The sequence below is a fragment of the uncultured Pseudacidovorax sp. genome (assembly GCF_913773995.1).
Taxonomy (GTDB): Bacteria; Pseudomonadota; Gammaproteobacteria; order Burkholderiales; family Burkholderiaceae_C; genus Xenophilus.
Window position 1 is genome coordinate 1 of the sequence record NZ_CAJYES010000244.1, and the last position, 20,148, is coordinate 20,148.

Below are 20,148 nucleotides of genomic sequence, written 5' to 3' on the forward strand. Positions count from 1 at the left end.
TATCGCGGCTGCGAGCATGGCTGCATCTATTGCTTCGCCCGACCCACGCACAGCTACCTCGACCTGTCGCCCGGGCTGGACTTCGAGACCCAACTCATCGCCAAGCGCAACATCGCGCAGGTGCTGCGGGGCGAACTGGGCCGTCGCGGCTACCGGCCCTCTCACGTCGCCATCGGCACAGCGACCGATTGCTACCAGCCCATCGAGCGCGAGCTGCGCCTCACCCGCTCGGTCATCGAGGTGCTGCAGGAGGCGCGGCATCCGTTCGCGCTGGTCACCAAGTCGAGCGGTGTCGAGCGAGACCTGGACCTGATCGCCCCCATGGCGGCGCAGCGTCTGGCCGCGGTGTACGTCACCGTCCCCACGCTCGATGCCGATCTGGCGCGGCGGCTGGAGCCGCGTGCCGCCTCGCCGGCGCGCCGGCTGCGCACCATCCGCACCCTGGCCGAGGCGGGCGTTCCGGTGGGTGTGAGCGTGGCACCGCAGATTCCCTTCCTCAACGAAGACCTGGAGCAGGTGCTGGAGGCGGCCTGGGCCGCCGGTGCCCGCAGCGCGTTCTACACCGTCATCCGCCTGCCCTGGGAGGTGGCGCCGCTCTTCAAGGAATGGCTGGCGCTGCATTACCCGCAGCGCGCCGCGCGGGTGATGGCGCGCATCCAGGACATGCGCGGCGGCAAGGACTACGACGCCGATTTCGCCAGTCGCATGAAGGGCAGCGGCCTGTGGGCCGAACTGGTGGCGCAACGCTTTGCCAAGGCGACGGCGCGGCTGGGCTTCAACCGCGAGCGGATCGGCATGGACACGTCGCTGTTCCGGCCGCTGGGGGCCGAAGGGCAGGGCAATCTGTTCTGAGCCGACCGTCCACCGCGCTTCAGCGAGGCGTCTTCCGGGCGGCCGAGCGTTGGTCGGTTGCCTTCACAGCTCGCGGTGCAGCGGTGTTGGGCCTGCGGACACGCGGCGGTCTGGCGCGTTGGGCTCGCAATGCGGCCTCGTAGGCACTGCGTCCCCAGGCCAGGGCCATCTCTGCGTCGTCGAAGATGCCCTCCGGCGCCTGGCGGAACGACGGGATCGTCGCGGGGGCACCCTGGCGCTGATAGGAAAAGGGCGGCAGCTGCAAGGCGTCGAAGTCGGCCTGGGTCTGTGTGTCCACCTTGAGGTACAGCGTGTCGCGCACCACCAGCGCCAGCATCACCCCTTCGTGGTAGATGCCGTGGCCGCCGAACATGGCGCGGGCCTCGATGCGGCCCAGCGGCGCCAGCACCTCGTGCAGGTTCTGGACGAACAGGCTGGGCGAACGGCCCGGCGCGCCCGGTGGACGGGAACGGGCCGGGCGATCGGTCATGGTGTCTGCCGCGCCGCAGGGCCTGCGGGCGACGCCAACGGACCGGCCGGCGGGGCTGACGCGGGAGGCGCCGCATCCGGTTCGCGGTAGCGTGCGGCCCCAATGAACTTGCCGAAGGCCTCGCACCAGATCACCACCGTGGTGTGGCTGCCGATGTCCACGGTGGCCGGCAGCGTGACGATGAAGTTGTCGAAGGTGCGCACCTGGCCGACCTGCACCATCTCGCTGCGGTGCTGCTCGAACTCCTCTGCGGTCTGCACGAAGGTGGGCGAAAGATAGAGCCGGTAATCCGGCCCCGGCGCCACGGAACCGCGCAGGGCGATGGCCCAGGGGCCCACCATCAACTCGCCCTGTGCCCAGTGCAGCAGGTCGTTGCCCTTCAGGTCGCCGCGCATCGCCACCTTGTAGGCCGCCTGGGCAGCCACTGTGCCGACCTGGGCCTCGGTGGGGGCGGGCGGTGCGATCAGGATCGGCAGCCAGTAGATGCCCAGGCCAGTGCCGAGCAGCAGACCGACGAGCAGGGCGGCACCGTGAGTCAGGATGCGGACGGGCAGGCGGCGCGCACCGGTGGGCGGCGGCGGAACAGGAGAGGTCATCAGGGAAAGCGAAGCGCAGGCGGGACGCGCGACGCCGCGCGCGGGTGGGCGCAGATTCTATGCAAGCCCTCCTGCAGGGGCCTGACCCGGATGCCGCGGACGTCCGGGCGCACCGTGCCCACGCCAGGCATGCGGGCGACATCCTCGCACCGGCCGCCGAGGCTATGCTGCCTCGCGCTTCTTGGCTCCAACTCCCGCAACCCATGACCGACATCGAAATCCACACCCAGCCGCTGCTTCGTGCCATCGGCTTCGAGCGTCTGCTCTCCAGCGACGGCCAGGGCCGCGCGCGGGTGCGCTTCGCGCCGCGCGCCGAGTTCGCCCACACGGAGGGCACCGTGGTGCAGGGCGGCTTCGTCACCGCATGGCTGGACAACGCCATGGCCTTCGCCGTGTTCTCGCGCGAGCGGGGCGTGGGCCTGGCCTCGCTGGAGATCAAGACCAGCTTTCTTGAAGCCGTGCGCGTGGCGCCCGTGGAAGCCGAAGCCCGAGTGATCCGCTGGGGTGGCAGCGTGGTCTTCCTGGAGGCCGAACTGTTCGACGAGGCCGGGCGGCTGCTGGCGCGCGCGTCGTCCACCGGCAAGCTGCTGCGGCCACGGCACTGAGCCGGCGGGGGCCGGGGCGTCGATGCCGGGCGCCAGCCCGGGGGCCAGGTCAGCCGTCTTATTTAAGATGCCGCACCCTTTTCCCGCGGCGCAACGCCCAGAGACCTCGCATGAAGAAGATCCTCGTCCTCAACGGCCCCAACCTCAACCTGCTCGGCACGCGTGAACCTGCGCAGTACGGCCATGAAACCCTGGCCGATGTGGAGCGCATGTGCGCCGAGGCGGGCGCCGCGCTGGGCGTGGAGATCGAATGCCGCCAGTCCAACCACGAAGGCGTGCTGCTGGACTGGATCCACGAAGCCGGCCGCGAGGTCGCCGCCGGCCGCATGCTCGGCGTGGTGATGAACCCGGGCGCCTACACCCACACCTCCATCGCGCTGCACGACGCCATCAAGGGCGCCAGCGTGCCGCTGATCGAGCTGCACATCTCCAACGTGCATGCGCGCGAATCCTTCCGTCACCACTCGTACATCTCGCCCGCGGCGCGCGGCATCATCGTCGGGCTGGGCGTGAAGGGCTATCCGCTGGCCATCGAGGCCCTGGTGCGCGTCAGCAGCTGATCGATCGACGGCGTCGACGCCCGCGCCGCGGCCGCTGCGGCCGCGCCGTCAGGACTCCAGCTTCGTCGTCGCTTCCACGGGCAGTGGTGCCGCCGCGGCGGTGCTGTCGCGGCCGATTTCGGGCCAACGTCGGTGCAGCCAGGTCCAGGCGATCAGCCCGACGCCCATCATCAGCAACGACGACAGCGCCATCGCCATCGGCGAGTGCATGACCAGCGGTGCGATCAGGCCTGCGACGACACCATTGGCGGTGGAGCCGATCACCGCCTGCAGCGACGAGGCCATGCCCCGGCGGGTGGGATGCAGATCCAGCACCAGCAGCGTCACCACCGGCACCATGAGCGCCCAGCCGAAGCCGAACACCGCCAGCGGCCACAGCGCCCACCAGGCCTGCGGCACCAGCAGCGCATTGGCCACCACGTTGACCACCGAGGTCAGCAGCATCACCACGAAGCCGTCGCGGATCTGCCGCTTGGGCTTGGCCTTGCCCGCCATGCGACCGCTGGCCCATGCGCCGAGCATGATGCCGCCGATGTTGAGCACGAAGAACCAGAAGAACTGCGTGGGCGCCAGACCCAGGTGGTCGCCCAGGAAGGCCGGGGCCGCCAGCACGTAGAGGAAGAGCCCGTTGAAGGGCACGCCGCTGGCCAGCGCCAGCAGCAGGAAGCGCGGGTCGGAGCACAGCTGCCAGTAGCCGCGCATCAGGTCGCGCACGGCGAAGGGTTGGCGCTGGCTGGTGTGCAGCGTCTCCGGCAGGAGCTTCCAGTTGGCCACCAGCAGCACGATGCCCACCGCCACCAGGAACCAGAAGATGCTGTGCCAGCCCGCATGCACCAGCAGGAAGCCGCCGATGATCGGCGCGATGGCCGGCGCCAGGCCGAAGTAGATGGTGATCTGCGCCATCACCTTCTGCGCGTCGGCGGGTGGGAACATGTCGCGCACCACGGCGCGCGACACCACGATGCCCGCGCCGGTCGACAGCCCTTGCAGGGCCCGGAAGAACACCAGCTGCCCGATGGTCTGCGACAGCGCACAGCCCAGCGAGGCCAGCGTGAAGACCAGGAGGCCCCACAGCACCACCGGCCGCCGGCCGAAGCTGTCCGACAGCGCGCCGTGGAACAGGTTCATGAAGGCGAAGCCGAACAGGTAGGCCGACAGCGTCTGCTGCATCTCGGTGGGCGTGGCGCCGATGGAGCGCGCGATGCCCGAGAAGGCCGGGATGTAGGTGTCGATGGAGAAGGGCCCGAGCATGCCCAGCACCGCCAGCAGGATGGCCAGGGCCCAGCGCGGGGCGCGCCAGAGTTTGTCGGCTTCGGGATTCATGCGTGTCTCTTTCTTGTGTCTCGATGCCCCAATGAAAACGGCGCCTCGGCCCCTTCCGGAGCCTGAGGCGCCGCGTCAGCGGTCAGCGGGTCTCGCGCTTACAGCGTGTCGATGAACGAACGCAGCTTGTCCGAGCGGCTCGGGTGCTTGAGCTTGCGCAGCGCCTTCGCCTCGATCTGGCGGATGCGCTCGCGCGTCACGTCGAACTGCTTGCCCACTTCTTCCAGCGTGTGGTCGGTGGACATCTCGATACCGAAGCGCATGCGCAGCACCTTCGCTTCGCGCGGGGTGAGCGAGTCCAGGATGTCCTTGACCACGTCGCGCAGGCCGGCCTGCATGGCGGCTTCGATGGGCGCGGTGTTGTTGGTGTCCTCGATGAAATCGCCCAGGTGCGAATCGTCGTCGTCGCCGATCGGCGTTTCCATGGAGATCGGCTCCTTGGCGATCTTCATGATCTTGCGGATCTTGTCCTCGGGGATGTCCATCTTCTCGGCCAGGATCGAGGCGTCCGGCTCGAAGCCGAACTCCTGCAGATGCTGGCGCGAGATGCGGTTCATCTTGTTGATCGTCTCGATCATGTGCACCGGGATGCGGATGGTGCGCGCCTGGTCGGCGATCGAGCGGGTGATGGCCTGGCGGATCCACCACGTCGCATAGGTCGAGAACTTGTAGCCGCGGCGGTATTCGAACTTGTCCACCGCCTTCATCAGGCCGATGTTGCCTTCCTGGATCAGGTCGAGGAACTGCAGGCCGCGGTTGGTGTACTTCTTGGCGATGGAGATCACGAGGCGCAGGTTGGCCTCGATCATCTCCTTCTTGGCATCGCGCGAGGACTTCTCGCCGGCGTTCATGCGGCGGTTGATTTCCTTCAGTTCGGTCAGCGGCACCACCACGCGCGACTGAATGTCGGTCAACTGCTGCTGCAGCTCCTGCACCGGGGGGATGTTGCGCTGCATGACCGCGCTCCAGGGCTTGCCGGCCGAGGACTGCTTCTCGATCCACTGCAGGTTCAGCAGGTTGGTCTGCACGCGGTTGCCGTTCTTGTCGATGCCGCCGAAGTCGCGGATGAAGTCTTCCTGCGGGTAGCCGCACTTCTCCACGATGATGCGGCGCAGCTCGCGCTCCTTCTTGCGCACGTCTTCCACAGTGCCGCGCAGCATGTCGCACAGCTTTTCGATGGTCTTGGCCGTGAAGCGGATGGTCATCAGCTCTTCGGACAGGGACTGCTGCGCCTTCTGGTAGGCCGGCGTGCCGTAGCCTTCCTTGTCGTAGATCTTGTGGATCTTCTCGAACAGCGAGGCGATGCTGTCGAAGCGCGAGAGCGCCTCGTTCTTCATCTCCTCGAGCTTCTTGGTCAGCGCCTTGGAGCCGCCGTTGCCGTCGTCGTCGTCCTCGGCGTCGAACTCGTCGAAGTCTTCCTCGGCCACATAGTCGTCGGCCTCGTTCGGGTTGGAGAAGCCGTCCACCACGGTGGAGATGACGACCTTGCCCTCACGGATGTCCGCGGCCATGCGCAGGATCTCGGCAATCGTGGCAGGCGAGGCGCTGATGGCGGCCATCATGTCCTGCAGGCCGCCTTCGATGCGCTTGGCGATCTCGATCTCGCCCTCGCGCGTCAGCAGCTCCACGGTGCCCATCTCGCGCATGTACATGCGCACCGGGTCGGTGGTGCGGCCGAATTCGCTGTCCACGGTGGACAGGGCCGCTTCGGCTTCTTCCTCGGCCTCTTCGACGGTGGCGGCCGTGGGCGTGACGTTGTTCTGGAACAGCGTCTCGGCGTCGGGCGTCGTCTCGTACACGGCCACGCCCAGGTCGTTGAGCATGGTGACCACGACTTCCATGGTCTCGGCGTCGACCAGCTTGTCGGGCAGGTGGTCGGAGATCTCGCCCTGGGTCAGGTAGCCGCGGGTCTTGCCCAGCGTGATCAGCGTCTTCAGGCGCTGGCGACGCTTGGCCATGTCTTCTTCGGACAGGACGGTCTCGTCCAGGCCGAATTCCTTCATCAAGGCGCGTTCCTTCGCCTTGCTGATCTTCATGCGCAGCGGCTTGGCCTTCTCGACCGTTGCCGTGGTGGCGGCCTCGGGCTCGGGCGTCTCTTCCTCGGCGAATTCGGCTTCGACGTCGGAGAAGTCCTCCTCGACATCCTTGGCCTCGGCCGCGGCGGCCTTGGGCTTGCGGCCACGCTTGGCACCCGTGGTGGCGCCTTCCTTTTCGGCGGCGGCCTTGGGCGGGCGGCCCGGCTTCTTCTTGGCGGGCACGGCGGCTTCGTCGACCGTGGCGACGGCGGCGGCCTTGGCGGTCGTCTTCTTCAGTTCTTCGGTGGCCTTCTCGGCTTTGGCAGGGGACTTCGTGGCGGGCACTGACTTGGCTTTCGTGGCGGACTTGCTGGCCGGGGTGGTGGTGGTGGTCGCCTTCACAGGCGCGACCACGGCGGCCGAGGTTTTGGTCTTGGCGGCGGGCTTGGCGGCGGCGGTTGTCGTCGTCTTTCCGGACTTTTGAGCAGGCATAGGACCCCAGGGCCCATGAGGACCCACAGAAAGAAAATTGAATCAACAGGCGCCGTCAGGCCGGCGCAGCGAGAGAGTGCCGATGGGGACGCAAGGACCGCGTGATCGGCACGCCAGGCAAGATGGGGGGGCGAACATTTGGAATGCAAGCCCTTGCGGAAGAAAGGAGGCCGGTCGTGCACTGGGGCATCGGTGGGCCAGGGTCCGGAGGTGCTGCTGTCGCTCTTGCCGAGACGAGCCGTGGATTATACCTTTGTCAATCAATTCCTACGCACGCAGCGGGGGATTGACTGCGCCATTGGCACGACATTTCGCTTCCGAAAAAGCCGGGCGGCGGGCCAGCTCAGCCGGCGCGCTGCTTCTTCTCGAGCGCCAGGCGGCGCGTGAGCAGTTCCCGATAGCGGGCGAGTGCCTGCGGATCGCGGCCGGCTGCGGCGATGGCCTCGGTCTCCTGCGCCTTGAGGTGCTCGATCAGCATGCGGTCGAGCAGATCGCGCAATTCGGCGTCCCACTCGGCATCGGTGGCGGTGCCGGCCGGACCGGCCATCAGGCGTACCGCCATGTCCTCGAAGTCCTGGCCGGCCATGTCGGCGCGCAGTTGCGGCCATTCCAGGGGACCGTATTCGTGCAGGCAGCTTTCCAGCCAGGCGAACAGCGGGCCGTGGGGCGGAGGCAGGCCGCAGAGCAGGGCATGCTCCTCGCCCGAAAGATGCTCCCAGGCCTCCAGGCGTTCGAGTATCAGGCGCGCGGCATGGTCAGCACGGCTGGCCGGCTTGGGCCGCGGGCCCGCGGGGCGGGGCGGGGCCGAAGGAAAGGGCCGCTTGCCGCGGCGCTGCGAGGACCAGCGCGGCTGCGCGGGCGTGCCGTCGTCCCAAGCGGGGGGCATGGCGTCGCCATGGAAGTCGTGCGGCGCATGCTCGTCGCGGGTGGCGGCGGGCGAGGGCGGTGGCGTCTGCCCCGCCCACAGCGCCTGAAGCCCCGCCGGCTCCAGATGCGCGGCCTGGGCAAATTCGGCCAGCAGTTGCTGGCGCAGCGCGCCTTCGGGCAGCGCCTGCCACAGCGGCCGGGCCTGGCTGGCCATGCGGGCACGCCCTTCGGCGCTGCCCAGCTCGCAGCCTTCGCGCGCCGCCTCGAGCAGGAAGCGGCTGAGCGGCACGGCCTGCGCCACCGCCCGGGCGAAGGCTTCCTCGCCGTTCTCGCGGATGAAGCTGTCCGGGTCGTGCTCCTCGGGCAGGAACAGGAACTTGACGCTGCGCACGTCTGTGGCGTGGGGCAGGGCCGCCTCCAGCGCCTTGCGGGCGGCGCGCCGGCCGGCGGCGTCGCCGTCGAAGCTGAACACCACCGAATCGGTGAAGCGGAACAGCTTGTGCACATGGTCGTCCGTGCAGGCCGTGCCCAGCGTCGCCACCGCATTGGGAAAGCCGAGCTGGGCCAGCGCCACCACGTCCATGTAGCCCTCGGTGACTAGCGCGTAGCCATGGTCGCGCAGGGCGGTGCGGGCCTCGAACAGGCCGTAGAGCTCGCGGCCCTTGCTGAAGACCGGCGTCTCGGGCGAATTGAGGTATTTGGGCTTCTCGTCGCCCAGCACCCGGCCGCCGAAGCCGATGCATTCGCCCTTGACGTTGCGGATCGGGAACATCACCCGGTCGCGGAAGCGGTCGTAGCGCTTGCCATCCTCGCCTTCGTCGCTGGCGATCACCAGGCCGCTCTCGACCAGCAGCGCATCGGCATAGTCGGGAAAGACGCCGGCCAGCGTGCGCCACCCTTCGGGCGCGTAGCCCAGGCCGAAGCGCTTGGCGATGGCGCCCGAGACGCCGCGGCGCTTGAGGTAGTCCACGGCGCGGGGCGAATCGCGCAGCAGCCGGCGGTAGGCGTCGCCGGCCTTCTCCAGCACGTCGGTGAGCGTGGCCTGGCGCTCGCGCCGCGCGGCCACCTGGGCCTTCTGCTCGGGCGAGAGGGGATCGTCGTCGGGCACCTGCAGGCCGTACTGGCCGGCCAGGTCCTGCACCGCGTCGCGGAAGCCGACGCCCGTGTGCTCCATCAGGAAGCGGATCGCATCGCCGTGGGCCCCGCAGCCGAAGCAGTGATAGAACTGCTTGGTCGGGCTGACCGAGAAGGACGGCGACTTTTCCCCGTGGAAGGGGCACAGCCCCATGAAGTTGGCGCCGCCCTTCTTGAGCTGCACATGCCGGCCGACGATCTCGACGATGTCGGTGCGTGTGAGCAGTTCCTGGATGAAGGATTCGGGGATGGCCATGCGGAAGAACCAACGAAAAAGGGGCGCCTCCGGTCGGATGGCGCCCCCTCGGGCGAGGCGGAAGTATCGGCGAAAAGCCGTCCGCCCGGCCCGTAAAGGGTCAGCGCGGCGCCAGGCGGATGGCGCCGTCCAGGCGGATGACCTCGCCGTTGAGCATGTCGTTCTCGATGATGTGCCTGGCCAGCTTGGCGTAGTCGGCGGGCGTGCCGAGGCGCGAAGGGAAGGGCACGCTGGCGGCCAGCGCGTCCTGCACGTCCTGCGGCATGCCGAAGAGCATGGGTGTGCCGAAGATACCGGGCGCGATGGTCATGTTTCGGATGCCGCTTCGCGCCAGATCGCGGGCGATGGGCAGCGTCATGCCCACCACGCCGCCCTTGCTGGCGCTATATGCGGCCTGGCCGATCTGGCCGTCGTAGGCGGCCACGCTGGCGGTGGAAATCAGCACGCCGCGCTCGCCGGTGGCCTCGGGCTCGTTCTTCGCCATGGCGTCGGCCGCCAGGCGGATCATGTTGAAGCTGCCCAGCAGGTTGACGCGCAGCGTCTTCTCGAACACGGCCAGGGCGTGCGGGCCGTTCTTGCCGACGGTCTTCTCGGCCGGCGCGATGCCGGCGCAGTTGACCAAGCCGACCAGCTTGCCGAGCTCCAGCGCCGCAGCCACGACGGCCTGGCCATCGGCCTCCTGGCTCACGTCGCAGCGGACGAAGCGCCCGCCGATCTCGGCGGCCACGGCCTCGCCCTTGTCCGCCTGCATGTCGGCGACCACCACCTTGGCGCCGTTCTCGGCCAGCATGCGCGCCGTGCCTTCACCCAGGCCCGAGGCGCCGCCGGTGACGATGAAAACCCTGTCCTTGATCTGCATGGATGCTGTCTCCTTGTTGCGGGCAAAACCGCCATGATAGGAGCGGGCCGGCGGCGACGGCGGACGAAAAAAAGCCCCGCCGAGGCGGGGCCGAATGGATCCCGTGAGGACCCAAGGAGACAACCAGCAAGAAATCAGCGCTTGGCGGTGGCCGTCTTCGTGGCGGTCTTGGCGGCGTTCATGGCCTGCGTCGAGACGGCGTTGAAGTTGGCTTCGGCCACGTCGGAGGCCTGCTTGACGGCCTTCTGGACGGATTCGAAAGCGTTGTTGGCGGCGGCCACGGCGCTCTTCATCATGGCGACGGCGGTTTCGGAGCCGGCGGGGGCGTTCTTGGCGGCGCTGTCGATCAGGCCGACCATGGCTTGCTGCGCTTCCACAGCCTTGCTCTCGAAGGCCTTGGTGAACTCGGCGCTGGTGCCCTGGGCGATTTCGTACAGGTGGCGGCTGTAGGCGGCGGTCTTCTCGGCCATCGGCTGCATCATGCTGGCCTGCAGGGCCAGCAGTTCCTGCGCGTCCTTGGCGCCCAGCACCGCGTGGGCGGTGCCGGCGGCTTCGCTCAGGGCGGCCTTGGAGGCGGTCACGTTCAGCTCGATGAGCTTTTCCATGCCTTCGAAGGCCTTGGTCGTCAGACCGAACAGCGTGTCGATGTTGGCCTTTTGGACGGCGATGATCTGGTCGGCGGTGAGTGCCATGGTGAGCTCCTTGAGGGGGTGGAAGTGGGGTTGCGGCGTTTGCTGCGCTGCAACATGGGATGAAGTATGGCAGCGGCCAGCGGCGATCTCAAGGGTTTTTGCTGCGATGCAGCATTTTTAGGTGACAGCCCCTATTCGGGGCGCCCGGCAGAATCGCCGCCATGAGCAGCGCCCGCCCTACGCCCCAGCCGCGCGACCATTACCGCGCCTTCCGATCGATCACCACCCGCTGGATGGACAACGACGTCTACGGCCACGTCAACAACGTCATCTACTACAGCTGGTTCGACACGGCGGTGAATGCACTGCTGATCGAGCGCGGCGCCCTGGACATCCACACCGGGAGCACGGTGGGGTTTGTCGTCGAGACGCAATGCAACTACTTCGCCCCGCTGGCCTTCCCGCAGACCATCGAAGCCGGAGTCCGCGTGGCCCATGTAGGCAGCAGCAGCGTGCGCTATGAAGTGGGGCTATTTGCCGAAGGCGCCTCGACCGCCGCAGCCCAGGGACACTTCGTGCACGTCTATGTCGACCGCGTCAGCCAGCGGCCCGTGGGCCTGCCCGCGGCGCTGATGCAAGTGCTCGAAACGCTTCGCTGACGGCAGGCGGGTCCCGGAAGGCGAAGGGCAAGCCCGGGACTGCCCATAAAAAAGCGGCACCCGAAGGTGCCGCCAAAGCGCTTCCGTCAAACGCGAGGAGACAAATTACTTCTTGGCGACCATGGCCTTGATGTCGGCCTTGGCCTTTTCATGGTCAGCCTTGGCCTGCGACTGGCAGGCGTTCTTGGCGTCGCCGCTCATGTCGTCGCACTTTTCCTTGGCCACGTCGTAGGCAGCGTCGGCCTTGGCTTCGGCGACCTTCTTGCTGTGGCTATTGCTCGGCTTGTACGACTGCTCCAGCTCAGCCTTGGCGACGTTTTCCTTGCCCTTGGCTTCCTTCTCGCACACGTCCTTGGCGTTTTCCTTCAGCGTGTCGCACTGGGCCTTGTCGGCCTTGTACTGGGCGGAGATCTTGTCCTTCTCGGCCTTGTACTCGTCCTTGGTCATGGCGCTGGCCTGGACGGCGCCGAACAGGCAGCCGGTGGCGATGGCGAGGGTGAATGCGGTCTTCTTCATGGTTGGTGCTCCTTGGGCAACGATTGAAATGGGGAGGGGGTTCTGTCAGGACTGGCCGGTGGCTCAGTACTTTTCCATCCAGAGGGCGGCGGGGGTGCGGCCTTCGGCGCTTTCCCAGGCCTTGACCTGAGCTTCGGCCTCGTCACGGCTCACGCCATGACGCTCCTGGATCTTGCCCAGCAGTTGGTCGCGCTTGCCGGCCACAACGTCGAAGTCGTCGTCGGTCAGCTTGCCCCACTGCTCCTTGACCTTGCCCTTCAACTGCTTCCAGTTGCCTTCGATGATGTCCTTGTTCATGGGATCTCCTTTGGTTGCTTGCGGGGCACCGTGGGTGCCGCCGTGCTATGCACTCTGGTGGGCAGCCTGCGTCCGCCCGGTAGGACGCCCAAAGGAGGGTTCGTAGGCGCAGGCGCACCATGCCCGTGATAATCCGCCCCACCCGTCCCGGGCCGGGGATCGCACACATTCCCGGGGAGACAACCGCGCCGCCGCGCGCCGAGCCGTTTCATGATCATCCAGAGCCTTCTCGACACCGACCTGTACAAGTTCACGATGATGCAGGTGGTGTTGCACCACTTTCCGGGCGCCAAGGTCGAGTACCGATTCAAGTGCCGCAACCCCGGCGTCAACCTGGCCCGGCTGGCTGCGGAGATCCGCGAGGAGGTGAGGGCGCTGTGCAGCCTGCACTTCAAGGACGCGGAACTGGCCTACCTGCGCTCCATGCGCTTCATCAAGAGCGACTTCGTCGACTTCCTGGGCCTGTTCAAGCTCAACGAGAAGTACATCGAGATCGTGCCCGATGCCGCCACCGGCGAGATCGACATCCACATCAAGGGCCCCTGGCTGCACACGATCCTGTTCGAGATCCCGGTGCTGGCCATCGTCAACGAGGTGTACTTCCGCAATACGCACCGGCAGCCGGACCTGGAGGAAGGACGCCAGCGCCTGCAGGCCAAGATCGGGCAGCTGAAGGAAAGCGGCCTGGAGGACCTCAAGATCGCCGACTACGGCACCCGCCGCCGCTTCTCCAAGACCTGGCACGAGGAGGTGCTGCGGACGCTGACGGCAGAGCTGGGTGCCGTGAGCCCGCAGCCGCGCGCCGCCGAGCGCCTGCCGCAGTTCGCCGGCACCAGCAACGTGCTGTTCGCGATGAAGCTCGGCCTCATTCCCCTGGGCACCATGGCGCACGAGTACCTGCAGGCCTGCCAGGCGCTCGGCCCGCGGTTGCGCGACAGCCAGATCTACGGCTTCGAGATGTGGGCCCGCGAATACCGCGGCGACCTGGGCATCGCGCTGTCCGACGTGTACGGCATGAGCGCCTTCCTGCGCGACTTCGACCTGTACTTCTGCAAGCTCTTCGACGGTGCCCGGCACGACAGCGGCGACCCCTTCGAATGGGGCGAGCGCATGATTGCCCACTACGTGGCCAACCGGGTCGATCCGCACACCAAGACGCTGATCTTCAGCGACGGCCTGACGGTGCCGCGCACCATCGAGCTCTATCGCCAGTTCCGGGGGCGCTGCCAGCTGGCCTTCGGCATCGGCACCAACCTCACCAACGACCTGGGCTACGAGCCGCTGCAGATCGTGATCAAGATGATCCGCTGCAATGGCCAGCCGGTCGCCAAGCTCTCGGACACGCCCGGCAAGGGCATGTGCGACGACGAAAAGTACCTCGCCTACCTGCGCCAGGTGTTCGAAATTCCCCAGCCCGCCACGCCCTGAGCCCACACCGATCTGCCGTGACCTCGACTCTCCGCCGTTTTCGCCCTTCGCGGGCATTCCTGGGGGCTGCGCTGGCAGCCCCCACGCTTTCCCAGGCTGCCTCCTTCGACGGCGCTGTGCTGTCACCCCTGTGGGGGCTGCCCTTCGCCGGCATCCTGCTGTCGATCGCGCTGATGCCACTGCTGGCGCCGACCTTCTGGCACCACCATTTCGGCAAGGTCGCCGCCGCATGGGCGCTGGCCTTCCTGCTGCCGTTTGCGGCCGTGTTCGGCCCGGGGCTCGCGGGTGCGCAGGTGGTGCACGCGCTGCTGGCCGAGTACATCCCCTTCATCGTGCTGCTGACGGCGCTGTTCACGGTGTCGGGCGGCATCTACATCCGGGGCAACCTCCACGGCTCTCCGGGGCTCAACACCGGGCTGCTGGCCATCGGGGGCCTTTTGGCGAGCATCATGGGCACCACGGGCGCGTCGATGCTGCTGATCCGCCCGCTCATCCGCGCCAACGACAACCGCAAGCACAAGGCGCATGTCGTGGTGTTCTTCATCTTCATCGTCTCCAACGTGGGCGGCTCGCTCACGCCGCTGGGCGATCCGCCGCTGTTCCTGGGCTTCCTCAAGGGCGTCGACTTCTTCTGGACCACCTGGCACCTGCTGCCGGACACGGGCTTCGTCCTGCTGTGCCTGCTGGGCATCTTCTTCGCGCTCGACCGCTTCTACTACCGCAACGAGGGCGTGATGCCCGTCGACCCCACGCCCGACACGCGCGGCGTGCGCTTCGAGGGCCAGGTCAACTTCGCGCTGTTGGCGGTGGTGTTGGGCCTGGTGCTGATGAGCGGCTTGTGGCGCAGCGACGTCGCCTTCGACGTGATGGGCACGCCCGTCGGCCTGCCCGGCCTGATCCGCGATGCCGGCCTCATCGGCGTGACGCTGCTGTCGCTGGCGCTGACCAGGCGCGAGGTGCATGCGGCCAACCAGTTCGGCTGGGGCCCCATGCTGGAGGTTGCCAAGCTTTTCGCCGGCATCTTCCTGACCATCGTGCCGGTGATCGCGATGCTGCGTGCCGGCACGGCCGGCCCCTTCGGCGCCGTGGTGGCGGCCGTGACCCGGCCCGACGGCCAGCCCGAGCCCGCCATGTACTTCTGGGCCACGGGGCTGCTCAGCTCCTTCCTGGACAACGCACCGACCTACCTGGTGTTCTTCAACACCGCGGGTGGCGACCCCGCCACCCTCATGACCACCCATGCCGCGACGCTGGCCGCCATCTCGGCCGGCGCCGTGTTCATGGGCGCCAACAGCTACATCGGCAACGCGCCCAACCTCATGGTCAAGGCCATCGCCGAGGACCGCGGGGTGCGCATGCCCAGCTTCTTCGGCTACATGGCGTGGTCGGGCGCGGTGCTGCTGCCGCTGTTCGTGCTCGTCACTTTCATCTTCTTCCGCTGAGCGCGGGCGGGCCGTCGACCGGCCCGATTCCGCGCACCGGCCGCCATCTAAAAAAACGGACTCTTCCATGAGCAAGCCCCAGGTCCTCGTCGCCCGCGCGATCTTTCCCGACGCCGTGGCGCGCCTCGCAGACCATTTCGAGGTCGAGACCAATCCCTCCGACGAACTCTGGCCCAAGGCCGAGCTCATCCGCCGCCTGCAGGGCAAGGTGGGCGTGTTCACCACCGGCAGCGAGCGCATCGACGCCGAGGTGCTCGACGCCTGTCCGCAGCTGCGCATCTGCGCCAACATGGCGGTGGGCTTCAACAACTTCGACGTCGACGCCATGACGGCCCGCGGCGTGCTGGGCACCAATGCGCCCGATGTGCTGACCGAGACCACGGCCGACTTCGGCTTCGCGCTGCTGATGGCCACGGCCCGGCGCATCACCGAAAGCGAGCATTTCCTGCGCGCCGGCCAATGGACGAAATGGTCCTTCGACATGTTCGCGGGCGCCGAGGTGCACGGCAGCACGCTGGGCATCCTGGGCATGGGCCGCATCGGCCAGGGCATCGCCAGGCGCGGTGCGCACGGCTTCGGCATGAAGGTGATCTATCACAACCGCTCGCGCCTCTCGCCCGAGCTGGAGGCCGAATGCAAGGCGACGTATGTCGCCAAGGACGAGCTGCTGCGCACCGCCGACCACTTGGTGCTGGTGCTGCCCTACACGCCCGCCAACCACCACAGCATCGGCGCGGCGGAACTGGCGCTGATGAAGCCCACGGCCACGCTGGTCAACATCGCCCGCGGCGGCATCGTGGACGACGCGGCCCTGGCCCAGGCGCTGAAGGACCGGCGCATTGCCGCCGCCGGCCTTGACGTGTTCGAGGGCGAGCCCAAGGTGCATCCCGACCTGCTGGGTGTGCCCAACGTGGTGCTCACCCCCCACATCGCCAGCGCCACGATCGGCACCCGCCGCGCCATGGCCGATCTGGCCGTGGACAACCTGATCGCCTTCCTCACCACCGGGCAGCCGCGCACGCCCGTCAATCCGCAGGTGCTGGGCCGGGTGCGCGGCCAATGACGGAGGGGATGACGCTGCAGGACGGGCTGCTGCTCGGCCTCGGGCTCCTGAACCTCGTCCTGCTGGCCGTGTTGCTGCTGCGTCGGCCTGCCGAGCCTGACGCGGGCGCGCTGGAGGCGCCGATCCAGGCGATGCTGGAGCGCAACGAGCGCGCACTACGCCGCGAGATTGCCGACAACGCCCGCGCCAGCCGCCAGGAAAGCGCCGCCGCGTTGGCCACCTTCCAGCAGACCTTGCTGGCCCAGGGCGCCGAGGCCACGCGGACGCAGAACGCGCAACTCGATGCCTTCGCGCAGCAGATCGGCACGTTGCGTCAGGCGCTGGCCGAGACGCTCACCCGCCAGCTTCAGGGCCTTTCCGAAGCCAATGCCCGCCGCATCGCCGAAGTGCGCGAGACCATGGAGACGCAACTCGCCCAGCTGCAGGCCAGCAACAGCGCCAAGCTGGAGGAGATGCGTCAGACGGTGGACGAAAAGCTGCAGAGCACCCTCGAAGCGCGACTGGGCGAGAGCTTCCGCCAGGTGGCCGAGCGGCTGGAGCAGGTCTACAAGGGCCTGGGCGAGATGCAGACGCTGGCGCAGGGCGTGGGCGACCTCAAGCACCTGCTGACCAACGTCAAGACCCGCGGCATGTTCGGCGAAGCCCAGCTCGCCGCTCTGCTGGAACAAGTGCTCGCGCCCGAGCAGTACGCGGCCCAGGTCGCCACCCATCCGGAGTCGCGCCAGGTGGTGGACTTCGCCATCCGACTCCCGGGCCGAAGCGCCGACGGCACGCCGGTGTGGCTGCCCATCGACGCGAAGTTTCCCAACGAGGACTACGAGCGCCTGCTCGATGCCCAGCAGCGCGCCGACGCGCTGGCGGTGGAGGCGGCGGCCAAGGCGCTCGAAACCCGCATCCGCCTGGAAGCCCGCGGCATCCACGAGAAGTACGTGTGCCCGCCGCACACCACCGACTTCGCCATCCTCTTCCTGCCCACCGAAGGCCTGTATGCCGAGGTGCTGCGCCGCCCGGGCCTGATGGAGGCGCTGCAGCGCGATCACCGCGTGACGCTGGCGGGCCCCACGACGCTGCTGGCCATGCTCAATTCGCTGCAGATGGGCTTTCGCACCCTGGCGCTCGAAAAGCGCAGCAGCGAGGTCTGGCAGGTGCTGGGCGCCGTCAAGACCGAGTTCATGAAGTTCGGCGAGGTGCTGGACAAGGTCAAGCGCCAGACCCAGACCGTGCTCAACACGCTGGACCAGACGCAGACCCGCACCAATGTGCTGACCCGCAAGCTGCGCAGCGTCGAAGCCTTGCCCGAGGCCCAGGCGCAGCAGTTGCTGCCCACGGCGGCCGAGGCGGCGGCCGACGCAGAAGAGGTCGAGGAGGGCGGCGCCCCGTGAGCGGCGCCGAACTCGCGCGACTGATCGCGGCGCAGGTCTGCCTGCATGCCACCATGGCCGGCATCCGGCTGGCGGCGCCGCTGCTGATGCTGCAGCAGGGCCACGGGGCGGCCTCGGTGGGCGTGCTGATCGCGCTGTTCGCGCTGACGCAGGTCTTCCTGGCCCTGCCGGCCGGCCGCTACGTGGACCGGCATGGGCTGAAGCGGCCGATGGCGCTGGCGGTGACCGCCGCCTTCGTCGGCGCGTTGCTGCCGCTGCTGTGGCCCGCCTTTCCGGCCATGTGCGTGTCGGCTTTGCTCACCGGCGGCGCCACCGGCGCCACGGTCATCGCGCTGCAGCGGCATGTGGGTCGGGCGGCGCAGGGCACGGCGCAACTGCGGCAGGTGTTCAGCTGGCTGGCCATCGCTCCGGCCGGTGCCAACTTCTTCGGACCCTTCGCGGCCGGCCTGCTGATCGACCATGCCGGCAGCACGGCCGGCGATGCGCGGGCCTATGCGATCTGCTTCGCTTTCTTGGCGACGCTGCCGCTGGCGTGCTGGATGCTGGTGCGGCCCACGCGGGAAGCGCCCTCGGCCGCGCCCGCCGTCCATGCGCCCGGCACGCGCGCCTGGGACCTGCTGCGCGAGCCGATGTTCCGCCGCCTGCTCTTCGTCAACTGGATGCAGTCCTGCAGCTGGGATGTGCATGCCTTCGTGCTGCCGCTGCTGGGCCACGAACGGGGTCTGGGCGCCTCGGTCATCGGCACGCTGCTGGGCGGCTTTGCCATTGCGGCGGCGCTGGTGCGCATGCTGCTGCCGGTGCTGGCCGCCCGGGCCACCGAGCGGCAGGTGATCCTGACCTCCAACCTGGTGGTGCTGGCCGTGTTCGCGCTCTATCCGCTGCTGCGCGACCCGTGGGCGATGGGGGCGTGCTCGGTGCTGCTGGGCTTTGCATTGGGCGCGGTGCAGCCGATGGTGATGAGCATGCTGCACCAGATCACGCCGCACCACCGCCAGGGCGAGGCGCTGGGTCTGCGGCTCATGACCATCAATGCGTCGAGCGTGGTGATGCCGCTGCTCTTCGGCTCGCTCGGTGCGCTGATCGGCGTGGCGGGCGTGTTCTGGGTCGTGGGCGCGGTGATGGCGGTCGGCACCCCGGCCGTGCGTGGATTGCAGGCACCCGACGAACACCGCGGCTGAGTGCCGCAGCGCGGCCGCGTGCGGGGCCGGCCGCGGCGCCGACGCACGAGTGTCCACAAAGCTGGCAGGGATTGGATACAAAATGGCACGTCGATTGCTTGCGCTTCGGCATCCCTCCCGCCGGTGCACCAAACCGGCCCGAAAGTGCCCATGACCGACCCCCTCCACTTCGACCTGCTGCTGCTCGATGCCATCGCGCTGACGGCCGACCCCGCCCGCCCCGAGATCCGCGGTGCCGCGCTCGGCGTGCGCGATGGCCGCATCGTCTGGCTGGATGCCCAGCCGCCCGCGCACTACACCGCCGACCGCACGCTGCACTTGGCCGACCATTTCGTGACGCCCGGCTTGGTGAACGTCCACACGCATAGCATCCTCAGCATGGTGCGCGGCGTGGCGGCCGACCTGGGCTTCGCGCCCTCGTACACGCCGGGCATTCCCAAGGGCACGCAGGTCGACGAGGCGCAGGCGCGCGCCCTGGCCCGCCTGGGCGCGCTGGAGGCGCTGCTGGCCGGCTCCACCCTGGTGGGCGACAACTTCGTGCATGCCGACGTCTGCACCGAGGCCATGGTCGAGCTGGGCCTGCGCCTGGCGCCCAGCTGGCGCATCCACGACGTCGACTTTGCGCGCGTGGCCCATGGCGACTGGCAGCACAGCGCCGCCATCGGCCAGGCCACGCTGGGGGCCGGGCTGGCGCTGCACGATCGCTGGCAGGGCCACCCGCGGGTGCACGTCAACCTGGCGGCGCATGCGGTGGACACCTGCTCCGACGCCTTCCTGCGCGAAGTGGGTGAGGCCGCTGCGGCGCGCGGCCTGCGCGTCAGCACCCACCTGGGCCAGAGCAAGGTGGAGGTCGAGCGCGTGCGCGCGCGCACCGGCCGCAGCTCCACCGAGGTGCTGGCCGACACCGGCCTGCTCAACGAACGGCTGATGGGCGGCCACTGCATCTACGTGAGCGAAGCCGACGCCCGCCGCATGGCCGAGGCCGGCGCGCATGCGGTGCACATCCCCAAGTGCAACGCCGCCTCGGGCCGGCTGGCGCCCACGCCCATGCTCAAGCGCGCGGGCGTGAACATGGCGCTCGCCACCGACACCCAGCATGGCGACATGGTCGAACTGATGCGCTGGGCGCTGGCCACGGCGCGGGTGCAGGAAGGCGGCGTCGACGACGGCTGGCAGCCCCACCATGTCTTCGACATGGCCACGATGGGCGGCGCCCGGGCGCTCGGCCTGGAGGCCGAGATCGGCAGTCTGGCCGTGGGCAAGTCGGCCGACTTCGTGGTCATCGATGGCCGTCGCCCGCACCTGCGACCGCATGTGAATCCGCTGGGCGCGCTCGTGCACTGCGGCCAGGGCCGCGACGTGCGGCATGTGGCGGTGCAGGGCGAGCTGCTGGTGGAAGACGGCCTGCCTACCAGGGTGGACATGGACACCGTCTGCGCCGAGGCCGAGGCGGCTTCGCGCGTGCTGTGGGGCGCGCAGGGGCGCGACTACTGGCGCTGAGG

19 protein-coding genes are annotated in these 20,148 nt (G+C 68.4%); 10 read left to right on the forward strand and 9 right to left on the reverse strand.

The genetic code is table 11. The annotated features are described in order from the left end of the window. Positions 1-852: PA0069 family radical SAM protein (locus tag QZ772_RS22845; RefSeq protein ID WP_295531510.1), on the forward strand; the 852-nt coding region annotated here is incomplete at its 5' end. Positions 853-871: 19 nt separating this feature from the next. On the opposite strand, the gene QZ772_RS22850 is transcribed toward QZ772_RS22845, so the two are convergent. Both QZ772_RS22850 and QZ772_RS22855 read right to left on the reverse strand, forming a co-directional pair. After that, positions 872-1,342 carry a TfoX/Sxy family protein gene (locus tag QZ772_RS22850; protein ID WP_295531513.1) on the reverse strand — a complete coding sequence of 157 codons (471 nt, stop codon included), beginning with the start codon at positions 1,340-1,342 and terminating at the stop codon, positions 872-874. Next, positions 1,339-1,938 carry a DM13 domain-containing protein gene (locus QZ772_RS22855; protein WP_295531516.1) on the reverse strand — a complete coding sequence of 200 codons (600 nt, stop codon included), beginning with the start codon at positions 1,936-1,938 and terminating at the stop codon, positions 1,339-1,341. Before QZ772_RS22855 ends, QZ772_RS22850 begins: the two co-directional genes overlap by 4 nt. Positions 1,939-2,141: 203 nt before the next feature. Here QZ772_RS22855 and QZ772_RS22860 point away from each other — a divergent pair, with 203 nt between their 5' ends. Next, positions 2,142-2,543 carry a PaaI family thioesterase gene (locus tag QZ772_RS22860; protein WP_295531519.1) on the forward strand — a complete coding sequence of 134 codons (402 nt, stop codon included), beginning with the start codon at positions 2,142-2,144 and terminating at the stop codon, positions 2,541-2,543. A gap of 110 nt (positions 2,544-2,653) precedes the next feature. Then, positions 2,654-3,103, forward strand: coding sequence for a type II 3-dehydroquinate dehydratase (gene aroQ, locus QZ772_RS22865; protein WP_294368886.1), 450 nt, complete (start codon positions 2,654-2,656; stop codon positions 3,101-3,103). Between the two features lie 48 nt (positions 3,104-3,151). Here aroQ and QZ772_RS22870 read toward each other — a convergent pair whose 3' ends face one another. The 5 genes from QZ772_RS22870 to QZ772_RS22890 form a co-directional block, all read right to left on the reverse strand. Next, positions 3,152-4,426, reverse strand: coding sequence for a multidrug effflux MFS transporter (locus QZ772_RS22870; protein ID WP_295531522.1), 1,275 nt, complete (start codon positions 4,424-4,426; stop codon positions 3,152-3,154). 98 nt (positions 4,427-4,524) lie between these two features. Continuing rightward, entirely contained in the window at positions 4,525-6,933 is a 2,409-nt protein-coding gene (gene rpoD, locus QZ772_RS22875; protein ID WP_295531524.1) for an RNA polymerase sigma factor RpoD, read from the reverse strand. A gap of 343 nt (positions 6,934-7,276) precedes the next feature. Next, on the reverse strand, positions 7,277-9,190 hold the full coding sequence (dnaG, locus tag QZ772_RS22880; protein ID WP_295531527.1) for a DNA primase: 1,914 nt from the start codon (positions 9,188-9,190) through the stop codon (positions 7,277-7,279). A gap of 100 nt (positions 9,191-9,290) precedes the next feature. Beyond that, positions 9,291-10,049 carry a 3-hydroxyacyl-CoA dehydrogenase gene (locus tag QZ772_RS22885; protein ID WP_295531530.1) on the reverse strand — a complete coding sequence of 253 codons (759 nt, stop codon included), beginning with the start codon at positions 10,047-10,049 and terminating at the stop codon, positions 9,291-9,293. 134 nt (positions 10,050-10,183) lie between these two features. Continuing rightward, the gene (locus QZ772_RS22890; RefSeq protein WP_295531533.1) at positions 10,184-10,741 is read right to left on the reverse strand and encodes a phasin family protein; all 558 of its coding nucleotides are present in this window, start codon (positions 10,739-10,741) and stop codon (positions 10,184-10,186) included. A gap of 161 nt (positions 10,742-10,902) precedes the next feature. Between QZ772_RS22890 and QZ772_RS22895 the strand changes: the two genes are divergently transcribed. After that, positions 10,903-11,340 (forward strand): thioesterase family protein, encoded by a 438-nt coding sequence (locus QZ772_RS22895; protein WP_295531536.1) that lies wholly within the window; start codon positions 10,903-10,905, stop codon positions 11,338-11,340. Between the two features lie 105 nt (positions 11,341-11,445). Here QZ772_RS22895 and QZ772_RS22900 read toward each other — a convergent pair whose 3' ends face one another. Together QZ772_RS22900 and QZ772_RS22905 are read right to left on the reverse strand one after the other, a co-directional pair. Continuing rightward, entirely contained in the window at positions 11,446-11,856 is a 411-nt protein-coding gene (locus QZ772_RS22900) for a hypothetical protein (protein WP_295531537.1), read from the reverse strand. A gap of 63 nt (positions 11,857-11,919) precedes the next feature. Continuing rightward, positions 11,920-12,153, reverse strand: coding sequence for a CsbD family protein (locus QZ772_RS22905; RefSeq protein ID WP_017758917.1), 234 nt, complete (start codon positions 12,151-12,153; stop codon positions 11,920-11,922). 210 nt (positions 12,154-12,363) lie between these two features. Between QZ772_RS22905 and pncB the strand changes: the two genes are divergently transcribed. From pncB to QZ772_RS22935, 6 genes are all read left to right on the forward strand, one after another. Further along, the gene (gene pncB, locus QZ772_RS22910; RefSeq protein ID WP_295531539.1) at positions 12,364-13,581 is read left to right on the forward strand and encodes a nicotinate phosphoribosyltransferase; all 1,218 of its coding nucleotides are present in this window, start codon (positions 12,364-12,366) and stop codon (positions 13,579-13,581) included. A 59-nt stretch (positions 13,582-13,640) separates the two neighbouring features. Further along, complete coding sequence (locus tag QZ772_RS22915; RefSeq protein ID WP_295531595.1) at positions 13,641-15,023, forward strand: sodium:proton antiporter; 1,383 nt, start codon at positions 13,641-13,643, stop codon at positions 15,021-15,023. 67 nt (positions 15,024-15,090) lie between these two features. Beyond that, the gene (locus QZ772_RS22920; protein WP_295531541.1) at positions 15,091-16,086 is read left to right on the forward strand and encodes a D-glycerate dehydrogenase; all 996 of its coding nucleotides are present in this window, start codon (positions 15,091-15,093) and stop codon (positions 16,084-16,086) included. A gap of 8 nt (positions 16,087-16,094) precedes the next feature. Next, positions 16,095-17,468: a DNA recombination protein RmuC gene (gene rmuC, locus QZ772_RS22925; RefSeq protein WP_295531544.1), complete on the forward strand. Its 1,374-nt coding sequence runs from the start codon at positions 16,095-16,097 to the stop codon at positions 17,466-17,468. Beyond that, entirely contained in the window at positions 17,465-18,646 is a 1,182-nt protein-coding gene (locus tag QZ772_RS22930) for an MFS transporter (protein WP_295531547.1), read from the forward strand. The genes rmuC and QZ772_RS22930 overlap by 4 nt, the downstream gene beginning before the upstream one ends. Positions 18,647-18,796: 150 nt before the next feature. Beyond that, entirely contained in the window at positions 18,797-20,146 is a 1,350-nt protein-coding gene (locus QZ772_RS22935; protein WP_295531550.1) for an amidohydrolase family protein, read from the forward strand. Positions 20,147-20,148: the final 2 nt, after the last annotated feature.